Source organism: Lacimicrobium sp. SS2-24 (assembly GCF_002201535.1).
Classification (GTDB): domain Bacteria; phylum Pseudomonadota; class Gammaproteobacteria; order Enterobacterales; family Alteromonadaceae; genus Lacimicrobium.
Genome location: NZ_NIWW01000003.1, coordinates 188,943 through 212,182 on the forward strand (window position 1 = coordinate 188,943; position 23,240 = coordinate 212,182).

Sequence of the window (23,240 nt, forward strand, 5' to 3'; positions counted from 1 at the left end):
CCCTCCAGCTAGCCGGTTAACATCGATCGAAATGATGACAGCCTGCTCAGTGCATCCTGTATTCAGAACCAAAGCGTTGGTGTGGGCCATCATTAGAGCATGCAGGTCTTTTTCTTTCAGTCACTGCCTTGTGTCTCCCGCTGTTTGGTTTGCCAGTCAGCAGCTGAAAAAGCCTCTACATCGGCCGGTGGTAAGCTACGCCCGAGAATATGGTCAGCACCCTTTTCACCAATCATAATGCTGGGCGCATTAATATTGCCATTGGTGACAAAGGGCATAATAGACGAGTCAATCACCCGCAGGTTTTCTACCCCATGCACACGGCACTCGGGATCCACCACCGCCATTTTATCCGTGCCCATCTTGCAGGAGCCACAAGGGTGATAGGCCGAAGCCGCGGTTTCTGCCACCCAGTCATCAATTTCATCATCGGTTTGCACATCATCACCCGGTGACAACTCCCCCGCTCGATAAGGATCGAAAGCCCGCTGGTCGAAAATCTCCCGGGTCAGGCGCAGGGCATTGCGATAACATTGCCGGTCTTCCTCTTCGCTGAGGTAGTTGAAAAAAATCTTCGGCGCGGCCGCAGGGTCCTTACTGGCCAACTTCACCCACCCCCGACTCGCCGGCTTGTTGGCGCCCAGATGCACCTGATAGCCATGACCTTTGGCGGCACTGGAGCCATCATAGGCAATGGCACCGGGTAAAAAATGATACTGAATATCTGGATACTCCAGACCCGCGCGGCTGCGAATGTAGCCATTAGACTCGAAATGATTAGTAGCGCCGAGCCCCGATTTGAAGAAAAACCAACGCGCGCCAATAAGCAGCTGCCCAAACGGATTGAGCCAGCCATTGAGGGTAATCCGTTTCTTACAGTGATGTTGTACCCAGACTTCCAGATGGTCATGCAGATTCTGCCCCACCCCCGGCAGGTCGTGTACCACATCAATTCCTTGCTCTTTAAGGTGCTCGGCCGGACCAATACCGGATAGCATCAGTAATTTAGGCGAGTTAAAGGCACTGGCAGAGAGAATCACTTCCTTTTTCGCCTGCACCTGCAATGTCTTGCCCTGATACTGATACTCGACTCCCACCGCCTTTTTGCCATACATCAGCACACGAGTTGTCAGCGCATGGGTCTGTACTTGCAAGTTAGGTCTGTTCATGGCCGGTTTTAAATACGCATTGGCAGTGGAGCAGCGCACCCCGTCACGCACGCTCATGTCCATGCGACTGAACCCTTCCTGTCGAAAGCCATTATAGTCCTGACTTTCGCCATAGCCCGCCTGCTTTCCGGCTTCAATAAAGGCCCGGTACAGTTCATTCTGCATGTTGTTGCCATTACACACACCCACCGGCCCGCCGGTGGCCCGATACTCATCGGCCCCATAGAGACAGTCTTCGGCACGCCTGAAATAGGGCAGCACATCCTCATAATCCCAGCCATCAGCGCCCAGCTGCTGCCATTGACGATAATCCCCGGCACAGCCTCTGACATACGCCATACCATTGATGGAAGAGGAGCCGCCAATGACTTTACCTCGGGCCTGATGAATCTTCCGACCTTTCAATCCGGGCTCAGGCTCGGTGTAATACTGCCAGTCGTACTTCGGCTTATTCATGGGAATTGAAAAGGCGGTCGGCATCTGAATAAAAATAGAATTATCTTTGCCGCCGAATTCCAGTACCAGCACCTGATTGGTTCCGTCCTCACTGAGTCGACTGGCCAGGACTGAGCCGGCCGAGCCGGCTCCCACAATGATGTAATCAACACTCTGATCAAATTTAAATTCAGCCATGGGCATGCTCTGTTTTATCCGGGTCATCAGGTAATTGGGTGTCTATTCCCATCGACTCACGCTGAGTGTGCAGGAAGTACAGATGACGTTCGTACTGATCCAGAATATCTGCAATCACCTGCTCCTTGCTGTAACCGGCAAGATCATAACCCTGGCCGCCCTCTCCGATATGAACTTCGAGGCGATAATAGTGACTCGAGGCGCCCGCAGCCTTGATAGAAAAAGCGGGCATCAGACAACGTCGTGGCCACACCTGATAGGTAAAGTCCTGCTCCGTGCCTTTATCCACATTCAGCGCCAGGTACTCTTCCTCTGCACTGCCTTCTTCAATTTCCACCTTCAGGCCTTTGTCTGCCAGCTCCTTAGAAATTTGCTCCATGGCAGGTTTGGCTACCTCTTGCAGGAACTTGCGAGCTTCTTTATGGCTGGGGAAACTCAGCGCGTTACTTAAGCGCTTGCGCCAACTGGTAGAACTTTCTTCACCGGTACGCCCGGATAAAAAGCCGGCCATGCTGCCGCGGTAACTCGCCTCCTTTAAGCCCTCGACCCGTAAGGCTTTGCTCAGGCCCACCATCATCAGTAACAGCACAAAGGCAAAGGGCAGGCCCATTATTACCACGGTCCCCTGTAACGCGCTGAGCCCGTCGGTCATCAGTAAGGCCAGTGTGAGTAATCCAATCAGCGCCGCCCAAAAAACACGCATCCAACCGGGTGCATCATGATTAGGGTCCGTCAGTACCGACGTCAGATTAGAGAGCACTAATGAGCCGGAGTCACCAGAGGTTACGAAGAACACGATGGCCAGAACAGTCACCACCACTGTGGTAATGCCAACCCAGGGCAGACTCTGCATAAACAGGTAAATGGAAGAGCCGGGATTATTCATGGCCTGCTCACCGAAATTCTCCACGCCACCGCCACTCATGATCAGTTCAATGGCGCTGTTACCCATAATTGACATCCATGCCATCATAAAGGTGAGCGGCAAGATCAATGACCCCGCAACGAACTCCCGTATGGTGCGCCCACGTGAGATACGCGCAAGAAACAAGCCTACGAAGGGTCCCCAGGCAATCCACCACGCCCAGAAAAATACCGTCCAGGCATTCAGCCAGTCTGTTGGGGGATCAAATGCATAGGTATCCATCGACAGGCTGATAAACTTGGAGAAATAATCTCCTACATTCATCACCAGGGCATTGAGTAAGAAAATGGTCTGCCCGCTGAACAACACGAAAAGCATCAGCAACAGTGCCAGTAACATATTGAACTCAGACAAACGCCTTATGCCCTTATCCACACCGGTCAGCGCCGAGATCGTAGCAAAGATCACGATCACCACCGCCAGGGATGCCTGAGTTACCACCGACTCAGGAATACCGAACATGTAGTTCAGACCAAAATTAAGCTGAATGATGCCAATGCCAAGACTGGTAGCAATGCCAAAAATGGTGCCCAGTACCGCGGCAATGTCCACAGTGTGCCCGATGGGACCATGAATACGTTTGCCGAAAATCGGATACAGCGCCGAGCGAATAGTCAGGGGTAACCCATGCCGGTAACTGAAATAAGCCAGCGACATGCCCACCAGCGTATACACGCCCCAGCCAGATAATCCCCAGTGCAAGAAGGTCAGCTCCATTGCATGGCGGGCTGCCGCTTCAGTGCCGCCCTCACCCACCGGAGGTGCGAGAAATTGTGTCACAGGCTCTGCAATGCAGAAAAACAACAGATCGATACCGATACCGGCAGAAAACAGCATGGCCGCCCAGGTCACAATATTAAAATCAGGCGTGGAGTGGGCAGGCCCCAGTTTGATGCTGCCATAGCGGGAGAAGGCTATCCAAATCACAAACACCAGATAGGCCACGACCGCAAGAAAGTAGAACCAGCCGAAGGTATCGGATATCCACCCTAATACGGCATAGATAATGTTGCCTGCGGCTTCGGTAAAAAACATCGCCCACAGCGCGAAAAACGCGATACCAATGGCGGATCCATAAAATACTACGGGGTTGATCTTGTCTTTTGGCTGGCCATTGTCGGCCTCTTCAAGATTGCTTTTGCTGGTCATCTCCATCACCTTTTATCAAAAAATCGGGAGTCATGACTGGCAGCACCTGCGCCGCGGTGCCCTGAACACAATCAGGCCTGGCTGATTGCCACTCAGAGGCCTTGGGAATACTAGCAGGAGGTAAAATACATCGGGTTGCTGCCTGACGTTTTGATTGTTGTCTGCCTTTAATAGATAGAGGGGGATACCCGGGGTGTCAAGAAATCCAACGCAATCAGCGATACATTATGATGCGCTAACAATTTGAAAAAAATGGGAAAATATTAGCTTTTACAGGCTTCATGTTGCTCGGGCAGTTTGAATCTGAGCGCCCCTTTGACACACCTAATGGTGGCAGGGGTGGTACCAAAAAATTCGCCATCCCCCTCTATTGGCAAGCCTGACGTGGCCGCCTCAAAGTGCGCATCATGCCAGTATTGCACGGCGTCAGCGTGCAGATGTGCCCCGGCAAATACCCGCATCAGATAGTAAAGTTTCTTTAGCACAGGGGCACGGCCAATCCAGCAGCAATCGAGCATCCCATCGCAAAGTTGCGCCTGAGGCGCAATCTGCATCCCACCACCAAAATACCTGCCATTGGCGAACGCCACCATAAAAGCCGGTTCCCCGATACAGCGTTGCGCGCTGCTAAGCTCAAGGGGCTGTTCCCGATAACACAGTAACTTACCCAGAGCCGCGGCTAAATAGCGCCAGCGCCGGCCTATTGTGGGTGGATGAGCATACATATCTGCCACCAGCTGACCGTCAAACCCCAGTCCCAGCACGTTGATAAAAAAGCGCTCATTACACTTACCCAGATCAATCCATCGACTATGCTCGCCCAGTACCACCTCAATGGCATCATCGTGCTTTCGGTAAATGCTGCGGGCAAAATCATTGCCACTGCCACAGGGTAACAGTCCTAATGCCACCTTACTGTTTGCTGCACCATTCACCGCCAGGTTGAGTGTGCCGTCGCCGCCAATCACAACCCAGTCTGTGTGGTGAGACTGACATTGTCGTAAGTGACGCAGATTGGCCTGATAGTTCTCCGTTGTATGCCAGATATCAAAAGCGATCCCCGCCTCTGTAAGACGCTGTGTGAGACGCTGCCGATACGACTGCGCCGCTGCACGGGCAAGCGGATTTACAATGATCAGAAAGTGACGGGGTAACGAGTTATCTGGCATCGCTCTCAGGGGATTTTTTGATACTGACCCCAGTTTCCCTCAACGCCACAAGCAGTCAACCACAATATTGTTAAATCTCTGTTTATTAGTGATAATTTTTTGCAGCGGACAGATTTTAGCGTATGCTGAATGACTCTGGATACGACTGCATTTTCGAGTTATCTGCGGAGCATCATGAACAACGAGCGTCTCTACCAGCTGCATGTCAGCGGCAATGTACTGTGTGTAAAGCTGCGTCACATCTGGTCGAAGCAGGTTGTAAAAAAGGTTTTTGGCGAAGTTCAACAAGCCGTTGCAGATATCACTGATGAGCCCTGGGCGGCCTATGTGGATATGCGCGAATGGATCATGCCAACCATTGAAGCACTGCAAGACTTTCAGTTAATTTACGATTGGTGCGCACAAAACAACCAGACCCACGAAGCCACCGTATGCAAGTTCGCCATGCAGGAGCGTATCGTCAGAGAAAGTTCAGGCTATGATCCTGAATTTCATTTTTACACCCAGTCCCCGGCAGAAGCGCAAAGCTGGTTATTGGCACAGGGTTTCACCTTTTCATTGCCTCCGTTTTAGCCCCCTTTCGTTTTCCCTATTACGCCCCCGTTAAAAAAATTTGCACAATTACTGTGCGTGACATAGTATTCTTCACATACTGTGCATCAAACAGTATGCGATGCACAGTATTGATAACAGAGAGACACCTTTATGACCACGAGCCAGTTCAACAAAATGCGACTGGAATTGCGACGCGGAGCATTGGTGCTGGCCGTGCTGAGTTCACTCAACACCCCGCACTATGGCTACTCGCTGAGAAAGCAGCTGCAACAAGCCGGTATCGATGTGGAAGAAGGCACACTTTACCCCCTGATACGGCGGCTGGCAGATCAGCAACTGCTGGACAGTCAATGGCGCCACACCGAGGGGCGCGAACGGCGCTACTATCAGCTTTCCAACGACGGTAAAGCGCTACTGGAACAACTGAGCACAGAATGGCAAGGCTTAACCCAATCTGTGAATGCGCTATTAGCGGAGAACATGCAATGAACCTGTTAGAACGTTACATTTATTCCGTCAGGCACTATCTCCCTGAGCCGCTCAGGGAAGATGTCGGGCGCGAACTTAAAGCCAACATAGAGGATGAGCTTGAGGCCATGGCCGAGCAGCAGCCTGACACCACTGAGACACAACGTCAGGAGCAGATACTTCAGCAATTTGGCCACCCTGGTAAAATTGCCGCCAATTACCACCAGCCCACGCCTTTGGTAAATGCGGCATTGATGCCAATCTATATAAAAGTGCTGGGGACGACACTGGGGCTCCTGTTCGCCCTGCACACACTGGAACTGAGTCTTGGCCATGTGGCAGCGAATGATTTCAACCTGATTCGTTTTATCCTGCAGCTAGGTCTGGGCTTTCTGGATACCGTAGTATGGACATTTACCAGCGTCACACTGATATTTTATGGCATCAGCGGCACCAACACTGAATACCGGTGGCTTGGTTATAACACCTGGAAGCCGGGCGACCTGGCACAAATTCATCATCCCTGGCAACAGATTAAGAGCAGTGACACATTTACTGAGATGGTTACCAATGCTTTCTTACTACTGGTAATCTGGCAGCCCCTTTGGCGCTCTGCAGAATCTATGGCCGCATCGGGATATGCGTTTTCAGCATCTTTTGCGTCACTCTTTCCGCTGTTAACCGCCTTGCTGGTGCTCTCTTTGCTGTTCAACCTGTGGTGCCTGGTCAAACCTTACTGGACCCGCACAAGCCTGAGCATCAATGTTGTCCAGAATCTTCTGTATGCGGCGGTGCTACTGTATCTGGCCAGCCTCGATGAGCTTGCTGTGATACGCCCTGGCCACGACAGCATCGTGCATATCGATGACGTGAATAGCAGCCTGTCAGTAGGACTGACGCTCATAGCCTTGTATCTCTTTTATGAGGTATTCAGAGACACACGGCGCCTACGCGCCCTCGCATCCGGCAGTTAACAGGCTGTGCAGTTCCGCCAGTTGCCGCGGATAGTGTCGCCACTTACCCACGGAGCTGGAGTACAGGCTCTGGCGGATCTGAGCGGCGCTGCCGGTAGTGCTTGCATCGGCATTGTGCTCAAATCGCAGGCAATCCGCTTGCCAGTCCAGACCACAATGGCTCAGCACGCTTCGCAGCGTTGTTTCCGGTTCGCGGATAAGCGCCTCATAGTGCAAGGTAAAAAGGCTATCGGGCAACGCCTGATACCAGTGTTGCATCAGCTTCTGATAGGCCAGGTAGTATCTGCCCAGTTCATCCAACTGGTATGAAAACGGGTATGCATGAGTGAACAGATGCTTGTAGACTGCATAGCAGGTATCCATCGGATCGCGCTGAACATGGATGATTCTGGCGTTGGGCAAGGCCAGTTTGATCAGTCCCACATACAGAAAATTAAGCGGCAGCTTGTCAATAAAATGCGCCGTGTGCCCGGTATCGGGCCGGGTACTGTGAAGATAGTGTTCTCCCAGCGCCCTGAAATCCAGCTTCCCGCTGGCTTCGATGGCTTCAAAAATATTCGCAGGTCGACCTTGGGAGCGGATTTGCGCCATCATCGCCTGTGAAAAGTTATTTAACTCCCCCGCCATGCTGACATCACTGTGACTACCCAGCATGCGTTCTATCAGGGTTGAACCGGTGCGTGGCATGCCCAGAATAAAAATCGGCTCGGCACTCTCAAAGCCCTTCCCGGCGTTTTCTTGCAGGCATTTTGCCGAAAAGACCTCGGCGATTTTCGCCATGATCTGCTCATCCTGCGCGACGTCATAATTAAGATGCTGACGACGTACATCGGCGCCCGCTTTGAGCGCGCGAAACGAGGCGTCATAACGCTGCACATCCTCAAGCTCTTTGGCCAGCGCATAGTGCAGGTGGACCCGCTGCTTGGGTGAGAGTCCCTGAGCCTGACATTGTTGTTGCAACTCATGGATATGGTTGTCATCGGCCGATTGAGTGCGCAGCGACGAACGCAAGTGCTGCGCTTCAGCATCAGCGGGATTCAGCTCCAGAGCCCTGTCCAGGGCCTGCTCCGCGGCCCGAAGATCCCCTGCAAACCTGAGCATAGTGGCCAGGTTATAGTGGTATAGCGCATTATCCGGTGCCAGGGCGACAGCCCTGGAAAACCAGTGAGCGGCGTCGTTCCAGGCTTTAATCTGGCTGAAAAAAAATGCCAGCTCAGCCACTGAGCTGGCATCAGGGCCGGTCAGACTCCGACGAGCGAAGTTACCGGCCAACAATGTCAGCAGCTTGCTGGCCTGCTGACGTTGCCCGGCCTCTATCAGGGACCGGGCTTGTTGGAGCTGCTGTTGCATCTCGCCATTGGCGGCTACGGACATAATCTCTCTTAGAAACGGTAATTAAAGGACACACCCACTGTTCTGGGCTGTCCAATATAGTCTTTTGACGCATTACCGTAAAAGTTTTCCGCTGGATCGGTGCCCATATAGGCCTCAGACAACACGCCCGTGACCGCATCTTCACCGAACAGGTTTTTCACATACAGGGTAGCCATCCAGTCATCCGCATGCAGGGTGACTCCGGCATTGGCCAGCCAGAAGCCCGGCAGTTCAATGTCAAAGGTCGGATTACTGCTAAGCGCATTGCGCGAATCGGACTGATAGTAAACCCCTACACGGCTGACCAGATAATAGTCGCTATTGATGTCCTGAGTTTGTTCCAGTCCCAGGCTTAAGGTATGACGCGCGGTACTGGGCAACCGATCACCGGCCTCTGCCTGCAGAAATTCCCCCGGATTCGCCTGCGTACCGGAAGGAATATACAAATCTTCGGTCAGTTTGGCGTTGGTCAGAGCATATTGAGCAGTAAACTGCAGGTCGTCGGTAATATACCCACGGGTTTCAATTTCAACGCCTTTGGTTTCTGCCGCTTCACCATTGACTGCAGCATAGAAGCCCCAGTTAGGCGTCGCCACGTTCAGCTGTGGATCTTCCCAGTCCATCAGATACAACGACAGCGAGTAGAAGAAGCGGCCGGTGTTACCCTTCACACCCAGCTCATAATTGGTGACGCTGTCAGAATCATAATTCAGATACGCCGGATTTTCGGCAAAGGCGCCGGTCAGGGGCACCGCACTGGTGCCACCGCGACGGTAACCTTCAGACACGGTGCCATAGAGCATGGCCTGATCAGAAAGATCATAAGACAAGTTCACTTTGAACAAGGTACCCGAATCATCACTGGCAGAACTCACATCAGCCGGGCCGGGATAAATAGGCAGTTCAATACTGGTAGTATTGTCAATGTCATTATCAAAGCGGCGAAGCCCAAGGGTAGCCCGGAATGCATCATTGAAGTGGTATGTCAGCTCACCAAAAATGGACATATCCTTCACGCTGCCTTTATCGCGGTATTTAAAATCCTGATCGGTCAGCGTACCGCCCCAGGACGCCAGGGTGTCATCGAAGCCACTGGCTTGCGCCCACTCGGAAAAGCCCGGCATAAAGGAGTCCTGCGAGGCAGAGGTATCCTGATCCATATAAAAGGCGCCCACGATCCAGTCTACCGGCCCTTCAGTGTTGGACACCAATCGCAGTTCCTGTGCAAAAGCCTCGTCGGCATAGGTTCTTGATGCCTGCGCCATGGGACGTGGTGAACCGCCATAGAACCAGGCAAACCAGTTATTCTGAGCATAAAACCCGGTGTTATCGCTGATAGAACTGCCATCATGCTCATACTGAGAAGTACTGGAGGAAAGCGTGGCAAACCCTAAGTCCCATTCCATCTCAAGGGCCAGTAAATCGACTTTACGTTCACTGGGCTCAAGCTGAATGGCGCCATTCTGGTAATCACCATACTGCTGTTCTTCACCGGTCGTCCAGTGTGTGCCGCGGGTAACCTGGCGTCGGCCACCAATGTCATCAGACTGATACTGATACGACAGCAACGCACTGAATTCCTCTGATGGCTTAAACAGTAAAGACATACGGCCGTAGTCGATATCCACCGTATCGGCATCTTCTTTACTGGTGAACACCGGCGCGCCATTGGCAATATCACCACCTTCGGCCATCGGTGCCCCGTCACTGTTGAGCGCATACAAAGTGGTGTAATCCACAATACCGTCATTGCGAATTACGCCAACATTGGCGCGAAAAGCCAGCGTATCGGTGAGCGGAATATTGATCATGCCATCAATATTTTTGTTAAAACCTTCCGAGCCCGAACTGCGGCTCAGATTCGCCCCGGCAGAGCCGGAAAAATAGTCCAGATCCGGACGGTTCATTTTATAACGCACCGTACCTGCCAGCGCACCGGACCCGTACAAAGTACCCTGCGGTCCGCGCAATACCTCTACCGCATCAATGTCTTTAAGAATAAAATTAGCAAAAATCGGCGTGTCATTGACATAAGACGAGACCGTGGGCACCGCGTTCAGTGCAAAATCTCCGTTACCGGAAGAATCCACGTTCATACCTCGGATAATGATGTTGTTGATAACACCAGAGTTCCGATATCCCCTGTCTACCGCGGTGACACCGGCCATTTCACGAATCATCTCCACCGAATCAACAATCTGTGCTTCCTGCAGATGGCTACCATTGATGACTGAGATGTTATAGGGCGTGTCTTCAACGGTGGTGATACGACGGCTGGCGGTAACCTCAATGCGCTCCAGTTCCACCACTTCAGTTTTCTGCTGTTCCTGCTGTTGAGCCAGTGCCAGACTGGGTAATACTGTTGCCGCAGCCAGTGCGAGGGTGACAGGAGACAGGGCAAAGCCTGCTTTGGTATTTTTATTCATCGGGTTCTGCATAACATGTTCCTCGGGTTTTTATTCTGTTTTCAACACTGTAAAAAAACAATTCTGTTCAGGTTAGGGCCAGTTTCTATTTATTATTCGGGCCAGTTGCAGGCCTTATTCTGACCAATCCGGCTTGGCTGGTTTTTGCAACGGGCCCAGGGCGTTCAGGGCCGCCGAACCCGCACCTTGCTGATACTGGGGATAAACAACCGGGTTATCCCGAAAACTCTTCAACGGTTGCCCCAGGCTGTGCCAGCCGCTTTCCCGCACCCGCCGTACATAATCAAAATCAACATCCACCACAATGGCCTCCTGGGTCTCGCCGGCCTGATACACTACTTCGCCGCCGGGCCCTGCCACGATAGAGCGACCATTGCCCAGCTTACCGGCGCCATTGATGTCTATCATGTAGCATTGATTCGTGGCGGCATTGGCACGGGCGATCGCCAGTTCCACGTCTCTATCGATGGTATTGGTCAGGGTTGGATGCAGAACCACTTCTGCGCCTTTCCAGGCCAGCGCGCGAATGGTTTCCGGGAACCACATGTCATAACACACGGATAAACCGAACCGCCCCACACCGGGAACATCAAAGGTGACAAACTCATCGCCGCAGGACACACCTTCCTCATAAGGTAAAAAGGGAAAGATTTTGCGATAGCGGGCAATCACGTCGCCTTTTGGGCTCAGCACCGACAGGGTATTGAAAATACGATCCTGATCGCGTTCAAACAGGGAACCGGTGACCAGATACACCTCGGTTTGCATGGCCAGTTCGGCGTATGCCTGTTCCAGCGGACCGGGCATTGGCTCGGCAAAGCGCGGCGCTGGCCCACAATTACATAATTCCGACAACATGATCATCTGCAGGTTGGGAAAGCGCTTCTTCAGCCCCACCACTTCTGCGCGGATAATGTCAAAATTATTCTGATGGGGCTCCAGCTCCAGCTGCAAACCTGCCAGGGTGAATACACTCATCGGTTCTCCTTAATGCCAAACGTCGGCCTTTCGATTGCTTCCCAGCTTAGGGACATCACGCCACAGGCAACAGGACCAGTTTTAGAAAAGTTAAGGAGCCAGAAACCCGGTCTGTGCCGAAATCTGGGGTGAGGCTGGTAACCTCAGACACCATGACGTGTCAAAGGAAGGGGAGTCGCAAGACGACAGCGACACATCTTGCGCCACACAACCCCGCGGAAGCGCAGGCGCAGGCTCAAGCGTAAGCGCGGTGCCTCAAGACCGTGATGAAAAGTAACATAGGTGTCGCACAGGCCACCCATCCCGGGATTGGGTGCGGATTGTGGCATTACTGAGAAACCGCAGCGACGATCAAACGGCGTCACGGTCTTGGGCTGTCGCGAGCATAGCAGGAGTGAGAACACAGAGCAGAACGCTGCTCTTACTCTTCACCCGGAATGGTATAGAAAGCCGCGTCCACTAACTGGCCATCGCGCACCCAGTGAATACGGTTGTCGCTGATATAGATTTCAAACCCCAATAGCTCACCGTACGACCAGCTTTGCCATTGGCGGTACCAGATATCGCCTTTTAGCCACCAGGTACCGGTATCGTGCTTCTCGTCGGTGTGTCCTTCCCAGCCTTCCATGGTGCCATCGGCACGCAACCGGATACGGTACGGATCGCCAAATACCGTGCGGCCGATAAACTGACAGTTCGACACAAACCTCAACAAGGCATCACCACTCAGACGCTGGCCCCATTCTCGATCATGCTGCTCTCTGAACTCTTCGATTAATCTGGCCAGACGCTCTATCCCTTCTCGGATCTTGCCGGCGGGGATACTGCGCACACCCAGGCGGAAGTAGTGCTCTGGTTTATCCTTACTGCCATAAAAACGGTGCACAGGCTCCACCAGTATGCCCACTTTCGCCGCCTCTGCGGCAAAGCGCTGGCTGTTCAGCTCCGCCGGACCTTCTATCCAGACTGTGCTGCCTCCCACTGTCTCGGAGGTCACAATATAGGGACCCAGATAATGATTCAGTGCTTCGCGCATTTCCTGCCAGCGCAGGTTCAGTTCCTGATGGATTCGGCGCATGGTCATATCGTAATACCCCAGCGACAGAAACAGCGCCATGATGCGCTGGTTGTTCGCTGGTGGATGGCGCAGAGACAGCGAGCGCAGTCGCCGTGCCTGCTTAATCAGCGCTTTGGGTGCCACCATAAAGCCTAAGCGCAATCCAGGCGCGAGTACTTTGGAAAAACTGGACACATAGACCACCCGGTCAGCATTATCCAGGCTTTTCAGTGCAGGATGAGGATTGCTGAGAAAATTCGCTTCACTCTCATAATCATCTTCGATAATCACAAAATCATCCTGCTGCGCCTGCTCTATGAGCTTCTCGCGTTTTTCTCTGGACATGGTCACTGCGGTAGGTACCTGATGGCTCGGGGTCACATACAGCACATCGGTTTGCGGAGCGATGTCCTGCAGGCTGATGCCATCGGCTTCTATCGCGGCAAATTGCAGCGGACAATACATCAGCTGGGCCAGTTGACGAATGCCCTGATAGCCCGGCTCTTCGGTGGTAAGCAACCGGGTGTGGTTAAACAGCAACCTTGCCAACAGGTAAAGGGCGTGTTGTGAGCCAAGGGTAATCAGAATTTCGTCTGCGCTGGCAAAAATTCCCCGACGCGGCAAGACCTTAGTGCGGATTTCCTGGATCAGCAGTTCATCGTCTCGGGTGCCACTGTCTCTGGCCCAGCTTTTGATTTCATCCACATTCTGACTGAGGCGCGAACACTCACGCCACTGGTTCAGGGGAAACAACGATTGGTCGTACTGACCATCAATAAAAGGAAAAGGGTATTGTTGCCAGTTATCCGGGTAGGGCGGTGCGCTTTTTTCCACCTTGATGTTATGCACGGCAGAATCCCAGTCATAACAGGAGGCCGACACGGTACTTACCGGCGCTGGCTCGGCATGCTCATCAAACACCTGGTCGTTAACATAAATACCGCTGCGCTCGCGGCTCACCAGGTAGCCTTCATCCATCAGCTGTTCGTACGCAGCCACCACCGTGTTGCGGGAAACGCCCAGTTGTTCAGCCAGTTTGCGACTGGAGGGCATTTTACTGGCGGCGGAGAAATAGCCGCTATGAATGGCGCCAATCAGTTTTTGTTGTAATTGCTTCTGCAGGCTGGTCTTGTCATCATCATCCAGAACAAACAGGTGCTGCGGCATAGAGGCATCAAAATACAATTCACAAGACTGCCATCTTGCCCGCTTCAACTTTGCTTATCAAGCAATCTGGCCGGAAACAGACACGCCAGCAGACACAACACCAGCGCCACCACGGCAATATTAATAAGCTGTCCATAGCCTTCATCTGACAGGATCATCGCTGCCACAAACGGCCCCGATGCCAGCCCGGTTTTTGACGCAAATCCTCCCAAAGCCGCCATTTTACCGGCTTTGTCAAACTCGGCACAGATACCCAGCAAATAAGCAATGCTGAATGCCCAGGTTACCCCCACCAGCACATTGGCTAGCCAGAAGATGGCTGCCATCTGACTGAAATGCAGCGCAAAGGTCGCCAGTGTCGTCAGGCCAATGGCAAACACTAAGGGCAGGGTGCGCCCAAAACGGGTAGAGAACACAATCACCAGTCCCGAGCCCAGCAATCCGATCCAGGCGGAGATGCCCAGAGTCGGTGAAATAAACTTAATATCCAGCCCGGCTTGCTGGCCCAGATCGATAATGTAGGCATACAGTCCCATATTCGCAGCCTGGAACAAGAACACCGCCAGCAAAGCCGATGCCAGGGGTCTGGACTGAATGGGCGCCACCATTTTATCCGGATCCGGCTTCTCAATCGGATAATCACCGAGCATGCTCAGCATCACCAGTGACACCGCGCTGAAGGCGATCAGGGAGAGAAATAACGCAGCGGTACCGTACAGTGGCGCCAGCGGCGGCAACAGCATCACGCCGAATCCACCCAGTCCAAACTGCACAAACAACAGGTACCCGAACGTTTTATGCACCTGACTGACCCGCGCAATCACCGCAAAAGAAATGCCCACTAACAATCCACCCACACCACCGTGCAAAGCCCGCAGCGGCAACATCACCTCCGGCGTGGTGACAATAATGGAGAGTCCATCAAGTAGCATCAATGCCACCAGCAGCACGGCGGCCGCCGGTCGCCAGGGCACGCGGGTCACCAGAAATACCGCCACAAATGCGCCCACAGCGGCCCCGTATATGTTTAAGGAGGCCACCAGTCCCGCATCGGCCCGTGAAAAATTAAGGGAATCAATCAGTCCGGAGACAATCGCCGGCATAATATTCACGTAAAAGAGTCCTGCAGTGGCCAGAAAGGCCAGCATGACCCGAGCGGCGGTGCCATCGGGTGCCAGTATCGGTAATTTCATCAATTTACTGCTTGTATTGAGGATCATATGCACCAGACTATCAGCTTAATCAGCCAGGGTTAGAGCCAGTTAGACGTGAGTTTTGGCACCAGTTTAACATCACACCACAGCGGCACAGTGAACACGGAAGTATTGAGGGTTAAGGCCCGTGATTTCTCCGCGTTCTACATACAGCTGTGGTTATTCAGCCTTTCTCAAAAGGCGCCGGATGCAGGGCAGCAACGCCCGGCCATGACGCCTGTGTACCTGTCATTGCCGCGCAGGCGGGAATCCAGAGCCTTATCGGGGACGCCAGATGCCCGACAACACCACCCGGCCATGACGTCTGTGTACCTGTCATTCCCGCGCAGGCGGGAATCCAGAGCCTTATCGGGGACGCCAGATGCCCGACAACACCACCCGGCCAGGACCAATTGACGTTCCCTTGTGGATACCCTCTCTCACAACCAGCCTGTGTGGTTGTTTAATCTGTTATCTTTTTTCAATTACACACCGAGGCGATTTTATCCAGTTCCCTGACGGTTTTGGTAAAACCATACTCTTTATTGTCACTGACGTAGTAGTACAGCATATTATTGGGCAATATCACCAGACCAATGCCACCAAAACCTGACATGTAGGGTACCCAGGTAGGATTGCTACAGCTGACCTGGGTTGAAGCACCAAGGTCATAAGCCCAGAAACCATTCTGATAACGACTGCTACTGGTGCCGGTGGTTAACCCCCGGTTACTGGATTGCTGCAGCGCATCGCCAAGCAAGCTCGCATCGAGCATAGGTTGCCCGGCAACCTTACCTTCGTCCAGCAGTAAGAACTGACCTATTTTGAGCAGATCATCACCGCTGAAGGTCAATCCATAGCCGCCCCAGACCTGCCGCTCACTGTCATAGCTGCGTTTACTTTGCCAGGTCAACGGACTTAAATGTATGGGTTTGAAGATCTGTTCCACCAGCAGATCATTGTAGTAGTCGGCCTGCGCGCCTTGGTTGGCTTCATACCATTTCTGCATCGCGCGACTGAGGATGTAGGTATCCGAGGTGTGATAGACAAACTGTGTGCCCGGTGTACTCTTACGCGGATAGTCACAGGCATGACTGATCTTGTCGGCGTGACTGGCCACCAGAAAGAACTCATTAATGGTTTTCTGCGCCCCTTCATCGACTGAATCGCCGGCAGAATCGTAGTTGCCCGTGGCCATATCTAATGCTTGTTCAAAGGTGACATCTGACCAGGTTGCCGGTGAACAGGCGCTGACATAGTCACTGATCTTCAGACCCGCCTGTGAGCCCCCATATTGCTGTTCGAGCGCCATCAACCCGATTCCGCCCACCACAGATTTGGCGGTAGAATAAGAAGGCAGCGCCATTACATTACAATAGGGGTAAGCGCCCTGACGGGTATTGCACTGGCCCTGATAATGTACCCCCTGATACAGTACACCGAAGGCGCTCAGATGAACGGATGTCTGATCGCTGCCAATGGCGCTGACATTAACGCCCTGCCCCGGGTAGTCGGTCGCCAGTTCAGACAGAGCCTTGCGCGGCAACCTGTTACTCAGCTCCGCCACATAGTCATTTTTAAGCTGGCTGTCATTGGCAATCACAGCGGGGGTGTAATTCGCCGTAAGTTTGCCGTGAAGGTTGAACTTAAAGTATTCGCAGGTCTCCTGGGCAATCTGGTAAGCCACATCCGAAACCGTGCCATCATCTTTAAACAAAAACGTCATCACGCCGTTGTGGGTGCAATTGGCATTGATTTCCTGCAATGCAAAAGGCAGTGCCACACGGCTATATCCACTGTCGCCGTTTTCATTCCATACCCGGCCCGGCAGGAGTATCCACTCCCAGGCTGGATGGCCGGTGGCTGTCACTTGTCTGTCCACAGGGATGAGATGACTCCCATACTGAACAAAGTCAAAATCAAAAGGCGGCAAGCTGTCGGGATTCGTGTAGGCCGACGCCAGATTGGTGCCCTGCTCGGTCAACGTACCCGGCACGACGGTCAGGCTCAGATTCCCACTGAAGGTGTTGGCCGGGTCGGCGCCACTGGCTGGCAAGGCATAGTGACTATAATTCAGCAGCGCAATGGCGCCGCTGCCGGTCAGCTGACTATAGGTTAACTGACTGCGACTGACGCTACCGTCACCCGCGAGACAATCGAATTCACAGTTACCGGTCTGGGTGCCGGTACCCGATAAAGCGATAAGGAAAGGATTTTGATCGGTATCATTAGAGGCAATACTGAGGCTGTCATTGGCACTGCTCTGATCCACCGGTGTAAACGCCACCTCAAGCTGACAACTCTGAGCTTGCGCCAGATTCTGGTTCGAGCAGTTATCTACATTAACAGAGAAAGGTGCGCTGGCACCGGTGATGCTGCCTATCTCGAGGGTCTGATCACCACTGTTCCTGAGCGTAAAATTGCGATTCACTGTCGAGCCCACCGCCACAGCCCCAAAACTTCCTGAACCGCTGACAGTGAGTTGTGGTTCCTGAGTTTGTCCGCCTGCGGTGCCGCTGAGGGTGATGTTATCGCCATAGCAATAATTACCAAACAGGGTATAGGCCCGCACGCGCAAACTCAGCCCCCCGTTGTCATCCAGACCGCTGTTGATGGTGGCGCTGCGAAAGTTACCGTCATCATCGCCATTATTCAGGGTCAACAGGGTTTGCCAGCTCTGCCCGGCATCGGTCGAATATTCAAGGTGACAGGCATCACCGTTAACCAGATACAAGGCCGCCAGTTGTGCACTTAACACCACATTATTTGCACCGGCAGATGAAAGATCAACGCGGCCCTGCCGTAAGCCATCCACACGCAGCGAATAATTTCCCTGATAGAGGTTAACGCTGTTATTGCCATTACCGGTAAAGCTCCAGCCGCTGCTGTCGCCATCCTGAAAATCGTCACTGAACAGACTATTCTGCGATATGGGCGTACCGGTGACTGCGACATCATCACCATAGCAATAGTTGTCATACAGGGTGTAGGCACGAAAGCGCAGTGCCAGCTGGTTCACATCATCCAGTCCTGCTGACTGCGAAAAGGAAACAAGAGGTCCACCGGATTCGGCCACGCCAATGCTACCCAGTGTCGTCCAGCTGGCGCCCCCATTGACCGAATATTCAGCAAAGCACTGATCACCATACAAAAGCTCCGTCGCCGTCAACACCATTGCCAGACTGACATTTTCATAGCCAGCTGTAGAGAGGGTTAGCTGGGCCTGACGCAATCCATCAAGGCGCAAGGAGTAATTGCCCTGGTAAAGATGAATGGCATCGCTTCCGTCTCCGGAGGGCGTCCACTGATTGTACTGGCCGCTTTGAAAGTCATCGTCGAACAGACTCACGGCAGCGGTCTGAGTTGCCAGCAACAATGTGCTGATAGCGATAAACCAATTTAAACAATACCTGTGCATGGTGTTCACCTTTATTTGTATAAAAAAACACCAACACACCATAGCGCGGGCAGAATTATGGATAAGAACCAGATAACAACTTTGCATAGGGCCAGTTGCAACGCATGGCCCTTCAGGCCCCGTTCATAAAGGTCTGAGTCTTTTTGAGCAGCAGTGCAATAAACGATGAGAGGTTCCAGCAGGTCACTGGATCATTGTCATTTCGGCTATGCCAGCCGCAAACGCCATGATTGAAAATGACATGGGTCATGTCACCAACAAAAACGCCGATCAAAGACCGGCGCTGCAAGAAGGTATTTCAGGTGCCAACCCCGAGGCTTGGCACCGAATGCCATCAGAAGAAGTTATACACCAGGGTCACAGAGGTCTGTGTATCGAGTTTTTCAATATCATCCTCTACATCAGAGTTATGATTGAGAATCAGCGATACTTTGAGCGCCAGTGAGCCATTGATTTGCGCCGAGACGGAAGATTCCGACTTAGACTTGGTATTCTCGTTACCCACTTCCGAGCTGAAGGTCTGACGGAAGGTGGAGGTATCAGAAATCTTCCAGCGATAGTCTAAAGAGCCCCGCACAATCATGCCATTGACACTTTCACCGTTGTCGCGTTCAGCCATCGCATAACCCGGACCGATACTGTAAGTAAAAGACGACACGTTGGTTTTCCATAACTCCTGAGCCCAACCAGCTGCCACAGTCGCCTGATGTTTAAAACCACTGAACCGATCGTCTTCATAGGAAGCAAATGCAAACACCCGGTGATTGGGATTGTCGAGTTTATAGTTACCCTGCCCCGAGAAGAAAATTTTCTGTGCTGTAGTCTGCGTCTTGGTTTCGTCATCAACCGTCACTTCGTCCTGCTTATAGAAGCCTTCCAGCACATAATCATTGCTCCACTGAGGCAACTCCTGGTGAGCATTGATTCTGCCCTTGAAGGTAGACGCTTCGGTATTACCGGTAGTCACTATGATGCCCAGTTCACCGTCCATGCTAAATGGTTTTTCTGCTTCTTCAGGAGTTGTGGTATCGGCAGCAAAGAGCGTATCCAGACTGTTGGCCTGGGCGAAAAACGGTAAGGTCAGAATGGCCGACAGGGCCAGTGTGGTCTTCTTGATCATTCAGTGTCTATTCCGGGTGATTGAAAATTCCGCGTAATTGTAACTAAATTACAGCGCCAATTGCAGGGGGTTAGGTTATTTTTTAACCTTTTATGCCAGTTCAGTCTGATATTCTATTCGAATATTTGTTCTTTTTGTAATAAAAAATCACCGCAAGCCGAATGGCTTACGGTGATTTATCCGATGAGGTTATTCAGGTTTTCGAGGCCTGATAGATGCTCTCAATGGTGGCATCCAGTGTGGCATTGAAGTCTTCTTCAGACTGTTGTGCCGACAACCCCTCGGTCAGCGCCCTTGAGAAACTGGCGATCATGCCCTGATTTCGGCTCAGTCGCTGATTCGCTTCTTCACGGCTGTAACCGCCTGAAAGTGCCACCACCCGAACTACATTGCCATGCTCAATACAATCGCGATAGAAATTGTCTTCTTCGGGCAGGGTCAGTTTCAACATCACTTTCTGGGCGGTAGACAAGGTATCCAGTTCCGCCAGTATATCCTGCTTGAGCAGGGCTTCAGCCTCGGCTTTATCGGGGCAGTGAATATCCACTTCCGGCTCGATGATAGGTACCAGTCCGGCCGCCATGATGTGGCTTGCGACTTCAAACTGCTGCGCCACGACCTTACGGATCCCCTCGGCATCGGCCTGCTTGATGACAGAACGCATTTTAGTGCCAAAAACGCCCTGGTCGTTCGCTTTAGACAGCAGTTTTCCCAGCTCTGGCATGGGCTTCATCAACTGCACGCCCTGTGACTCTTCTGCCAAGCCTTTGTCCACTTTGAGAAAAGGTACCACCTTTTTTTCCTGCCACAGGTAGCGGGAGGAATATTCTCCTTCAATGTAGCGATCCAGCGTATTCTCAAACAAAATCGCACCCAGAATGCGTTCACCATTGAAGGCCGGACTGGTGACAATGCGGCTGCGCATCTGATGCACCAGATCGAACATTTCCTCATCGGAATTCCAAGCTGATTCATCCAGCCCATAGAGTTTGAGGGCTTTAGGGGTACTACCACCACTTTGATCCAGGGCGGCAATAAACCCGTCCTGATTCTGGACTTTCTCCAGCATTTTCGCTTTGGCTTCGGCTGCCATTGGCAACTCCTTTTTATTGTCTTGGCCTCAGGGGCCGGGATACAGAGATATCGTCAGTTAGTATAGCTGAGGGCTTCATTCACTTGCCCTTCTTATTTTTTATGTCAGGTTATTCCGCCGCACGCTGTTCCAGCATGGTTACGGCGGGCAGGGCTTTGCCTTCCAGAAATTCCAGAAAGGCTCCGCCACCGGTGCTGATATAAGAGATCTTATCGGCTATCTGATACTTATCAACCGCTGCCAGTGTATCGCCACCGCCAGCGATGGAAAAGGCATCACTGTCAGCAATAGCCTGGGCAAGCACCTTGGTTCCGGCACCGAACTGGTCAAATTCAAACACGCCCACCGGACCGTTCCACACAATGGTGCCGGCTTTTTTGATCTGCGCCGCCAGTTTTTCAGCGGTTTTCGGACCGATATCGAAGATCATATCCGATTCACTGACCTCGCTCACCTTTTTGTGCGTGGCCACAGCGGTTTCAGAAAATTCACTGCCCACCACCACGTCTTCAGGCACAGGGATCTCGCCTCCGTTTGCCTGGGCTTTGGCCAGTAAACGTCGGGCTTCAGGTATTAAATCCTGCTCATACAGGGATTTACCCACCGGCTCTCCGGTCGCGGCAATAAAGGTATTAGCAATACCGCCGCCGACAATCAGCTGATCCACCTTTTCTGACAGTGCTTCGAGTACCGTCAGCTTGGTGGAAACCTTTGAGCCCCCGACAATGGCCAGCAGCGGGCGCGCCGGGTTTTCCAGTGCTTTACCCAGCGCCTCTAGTTCAGCTGCCAGCAACGGGCCGGCACAAGCGACAGGTGCAAACTTTCCGGCACCGTGCGTGGAGGCCTGGGCGCGGTGTGCGGTGCCAAAAGCATCCATCACATAGATATCACACAGCGCAGCATAACGTTTTGACAAGCTGTCATCGTCTGCCTTTTCACCAGGATTAAAACGCACGTTCTCCAGTACCACCAATTCACCATCGGCGATGTCCACACCGTCCAGATAGTCACTGGCAAGGCGCACCTTACACGCCAATACGTCGGCCAGATAATCCACCACGGGCTGTAAGGAGTACTGTGCCTCAAACTGACCTTCCGTTGGCCGTCCCAGATGCGACATCACCATTACCCTGGCGCCGGCATCTAATGCCGCTTTGAGGGTGGGTAGCGAGGCTTTGATGCGGGCATCTGAAGTGACCTTGCCCTCTTTCACCGGTACATTCAGATCCTGACGGATCAGGACGCGTTTCCCTTTCAAATCCAACTCGGACATTTTCAGTACTGACATGGTCATTCCTTATCTGTTAGCTATCTGTTCAATGAGACGGTAAATCCAGAGCCGCCATGGCCATGGCGGTATCCAGCATACGATTGGCAAAGCCCCACTCGTTATCGCACCAGACCAGGGTTTTTACCAGGCAATTATGACTGACGCGGGTCTGTGTGCCATCGACGATGGCCGAGTGGGGATCATGGTTAAAGTCACAGGACACCAGTGGCTCTTCGGTGTAGCCGAGTATCCCCGCCAGGCGTCCCTCGCGGGCCTGCATCAGGGCCTGATTGACCTGAGCAATATTCACCTTCTGATTCAAGGTTACGCTGAGATCCATGGCAGTAACATTGATGGTGGGCACCCTTACGGCTATGGCTTCAAAACGCCCGGCAAATTTGGGTAAGATCCGCTCAATACCCCGGGCCAGTTTGGTGTCGACCGGAATGATCGACTGACTGGCGGCGCGGGTGCGTCGCAAATCATCATGATAAGCATCGATGACCTGTTGGTCATGCATCGACGCATGAATGGTGGTGATGGTACCGCTGTCTACCCCGAACGCCTGATCCAATGCCTGGATCACCGGCACAATGCAATTGGTGGTGCAAGAGCCATTCGACACAATGCGATCGTCAGCCCTGAGCTTATCCTCATTGATGCCGTAAATAACGGTGGCATCCATATCTGCGCTGCAGGGCTGTGAGAACAGAACTTTTTTTGCACCTTGCTCAAGATGTTGCTGACCCGATGCCCTGTCGCTGAACACACCGGTACATTCCAGTACGATATCCACGTTCAGCTCAGCCCAGGGCAGCGCTTCAAGTTCAGCACATTGCAACAGGCGAATCGGATCCCCGGCCACATGCAGGGTGGTATCCTCGAGTCGCACGTCAAAGGCAAACCGGCCATGAGAGGTATCGTACTTAAGCAGGTGGGCAATGCCCTCGGGCCGGGCCAGTTCATTAATCGCCACGATCTGAATCTGGTTATTGCGGCCGCTTTCATACAAGGCGCGCAATACATTGCGACCGATACGGCCAAAACCATTAATGGCGACTCGTAACATGACTTCCCACGCTCGTTTAAAATGCACAGCTGG

At 52.7% G+C, this 23,240-nt stretch carries 17 protein-coding genes; 4 read left to right on the forward strand and 13 right to left on the reverse strand.

The genetic code is table 11. From position 1 onward, the window contains the following. Positions 1-116: 116 nt before the first annotated feature. The 3 genes from betA to CCY32_RS06935 all read right to left on the reverse strand — a co-directional run bounded on the left by betA (position 117) and on the right by CCY32_RS06935 (position 5,045). Positions 117-1,802, reverse strand: coding sequence for a choline dehydrogenase (gene betA, locus CCY32_RS06925; RefSeq protein WP_088330136.1), 1,686 nt, complete (start codon positions 1,800-1,802; stop codon positions 117-119). Beyond that, positions 1,795-3,876: a choline BCCT transporter BetT gene (gene betT / locus CCY32_RS06930; RefSeq protein ID WP_210401697.1), complete on the reverse strand. Its 2,082-nt coding sequence runs from the start codon at positions 3,874-3,876 to the stop codon at positions 1,795-1,797. The genes betA and betT overlap by 8 nt, the downstream gene beginning before the upstream one ends. 263 nt (positions 3,877-4,139) lie before the next feature. After that, a complete protein-coding gene (locus CCY32_RS06935; protein ID WP_088329873.1) occupies positions 4,140-5,045 on the reverse strand; it encodes a diacylglycerol kinase family protein in 906 nt (301 codons plus the stop codon). 174 nt (positions 5,046-5,219) lie between these two features. Between CCY32_RS06935 and CCY32_RS06940 the strand changes: the two genes are divergently transcribed. From CCY32_RS06940 to CCY32_RS06950, 3 genes are all read left to right on the forward strand, one after another. After that, the gene (locus CCY32_RS06940; protein ID WP_088329874.1) at positions 5,220-5,618 is read left to right on the forward strand and encodes a hypothetical protein; all 399 of its coding nucleotides are present in this window, start codon (positions 5,220-5,222) and stop codon (positions 5,616-5,618) included. Between the two features lie 132 nt (positions 5,619-5,750). Further along, positions 5,751-6,089 carry a PadR family transcriptional regulator gene (locus CCY32_RS06945; RefSeq protein WP_088329875.1) on the forward strand — a complete coding sequence of 113 codons (339 nt, stop codon included), beginning with the start codon at positions 5,751-5,753 and terminating at the stop codon, positions 6,087-6,089. Next, positions 6,086-7,042 (forward strand): hypothetical protein, encoded by a 957-nt coding sequence (locus tag CCY32_RS06950; RefSeq protein ID WP_088329876.1) that lies wholly within the window; start codon positions 6,086-6,088, stop codon positions 7,040-7,042. The genes CCY32_RS06945 and CCY32_RS06950 overlap by 4 nt, the downstream gene beginning before the upstream one ends. Here the strand turns inward: CCY32_RS06950 and CCY32_RS06955 are convergent. From CCY32_RS06955 to CCY32_RS06975, 5 genes are all read right to left on the reverse strand, one after another. Next, the gene (locus CCY32_RS06955) at positions 7,016-8,416 is read right to left on the reverse strand and encodes a sulfotransferase (protein ID WP_088329877.1); all 1,401 of its coding nucleotides are present in this window, start codon (positions 8,414-8,416) and stop codon (positions 7,016-7,018) included. The two genes, CCY32_RS06950 and CCY32_RS06955, sit on opposite strands and share 27 nt — an antisense overlap. An 8-nt stretch (positions 8,417-8,424) precedes the next feature. Then, positions 8,425-10,854, reverse strand: coding sequence for a TonB-dependent receptor (locus CCY32_RS06960; protein WP_246840552.1), 2,430 nt, complete (start codon positions 10,852-10,854; stop codon positions 8,425-8,427). 102 nt (positions 10,855-10,956) lie between these two features. Further along, the gene (locus CCY32_RS06965; RefSeq protein ID WP_088329878.1) at positions 10,957-11,820 is read right to left on the reverse strand and encodes a carbon-nitrogen hydrolase family protein; all 864 of its coding nucleotides are present in this window, start codon (positions 11,818-11,820) and stop codon (positions 10,957-10,959) included. Positions 11,821-12,241: 421 nt separating this feature from the next. Beyond that, the gene (locus tag CCY32_RS06970; protein ID WP_088330138.1) at positions 12,242-14,044 is read right to left on the reverse strand and encodes a PLP-dependent aminotransferase family protein; all 1,803 of its coding nucleotides are present in this window, start codon (positions 14,042-14,044) and stop codon (positions 12,242-12,244) included. 44 nt (positions 14,045-14,088) lie between these two features. Beyond that, positions 14,089-15,237, reverse strand: a complete 1,149-nt coding sequence (locus CCY32_RS06975) for an MFS transporter (protein WP_088329879.1) — start codon at positions 15,235-15,237, stop codon at positions 14,089-14,091. Between the two features lie 117 nt (positions 15,238-15,354). Between CCY32_RS06975 and CCY32_RS17080 the strand changes: the two genes are divergently transcribed. Next, a complete protein-coding gene (locus tag CCY32_RS17080) occupies positions 15,355-15,654 on the forward strand; it encodes a hypothetical protein (RefSeq protein ID WP_141096188.1) in 300 nt (99 codons plus the stop codon). A 64-nt stretch (positions 15,655-15,718) separates the two neighbouring features. On the opposite strand, the gene CCY32_RS06980 is transcribed toward CCY32_RS17080, so the two are convergent. From CCY32_RS06980 to epd, 5 genes are all read right to left on the reverse strand, one after another. Beyond that, complete coding sequence (locus CCY32_RS06980; RefSeq protein WP_168171445.1) at positions 15,719-18,655, reverse strand: choice-of-anchor D domain-containing protein; 2,937 nt, start codon at positions 18,653-18,655, stop codon at positions 15,719-15,721. Between the two features lie 334 nt (positions 18,656-18,989). Beyond that, the gene (locus CCY32_RS06985) at positions 18,990-19,775 is read right to left on the reverse strand and encodes a DUF481 domain-containing protein (protein ID WP_088329881.1); all 786 of its coding nucleotides are present in this window, start codon (positions 19,773-19,775) and stop codon (positions 18,990-18,992) included. A gap of 193 nt (positions 19,776-19,968) precedes the next feature. Next, positions 19,969-20,868 (reverse strand): fructose bisphosphate aldolase, encoded by a 900-nt coding sequence (locus tag CCY32_RS06990; RefSeq protein WP_088329882.1) that lies wholly within the window; start codon positions 20,866-20,868, stop codon positions 19,969-19,971. A 109-nt stretch (positions 20,869-20,977) separates the two neighbouring features. Then, positions 20,978-22,156, reverse strand: a complete 1,179-nt coding sequence (locus tag CCY32_RS06995; RefSeq protein ID WP_088329883.1) for a phosphoglycerate kinase — start codon at positions 22,154-22,156, stop codon at positions 20,978-20,980. Between the two features lie 28 nt (positions 22,157-22,184). After that, complete coding sequence (gene epd / locus CCY32_RS07000) at positions 22,185-23,207, reverse strand: erythrose-4-phosphate dehydrogenase (RefSeq protein WP_088329884.1); 1,023 nt, start codon at positions 23,205-23,207, stop codon at positions 22,185-22,187. Positions 23,208-23,240 lie beyond the last annotated feature (33 nt).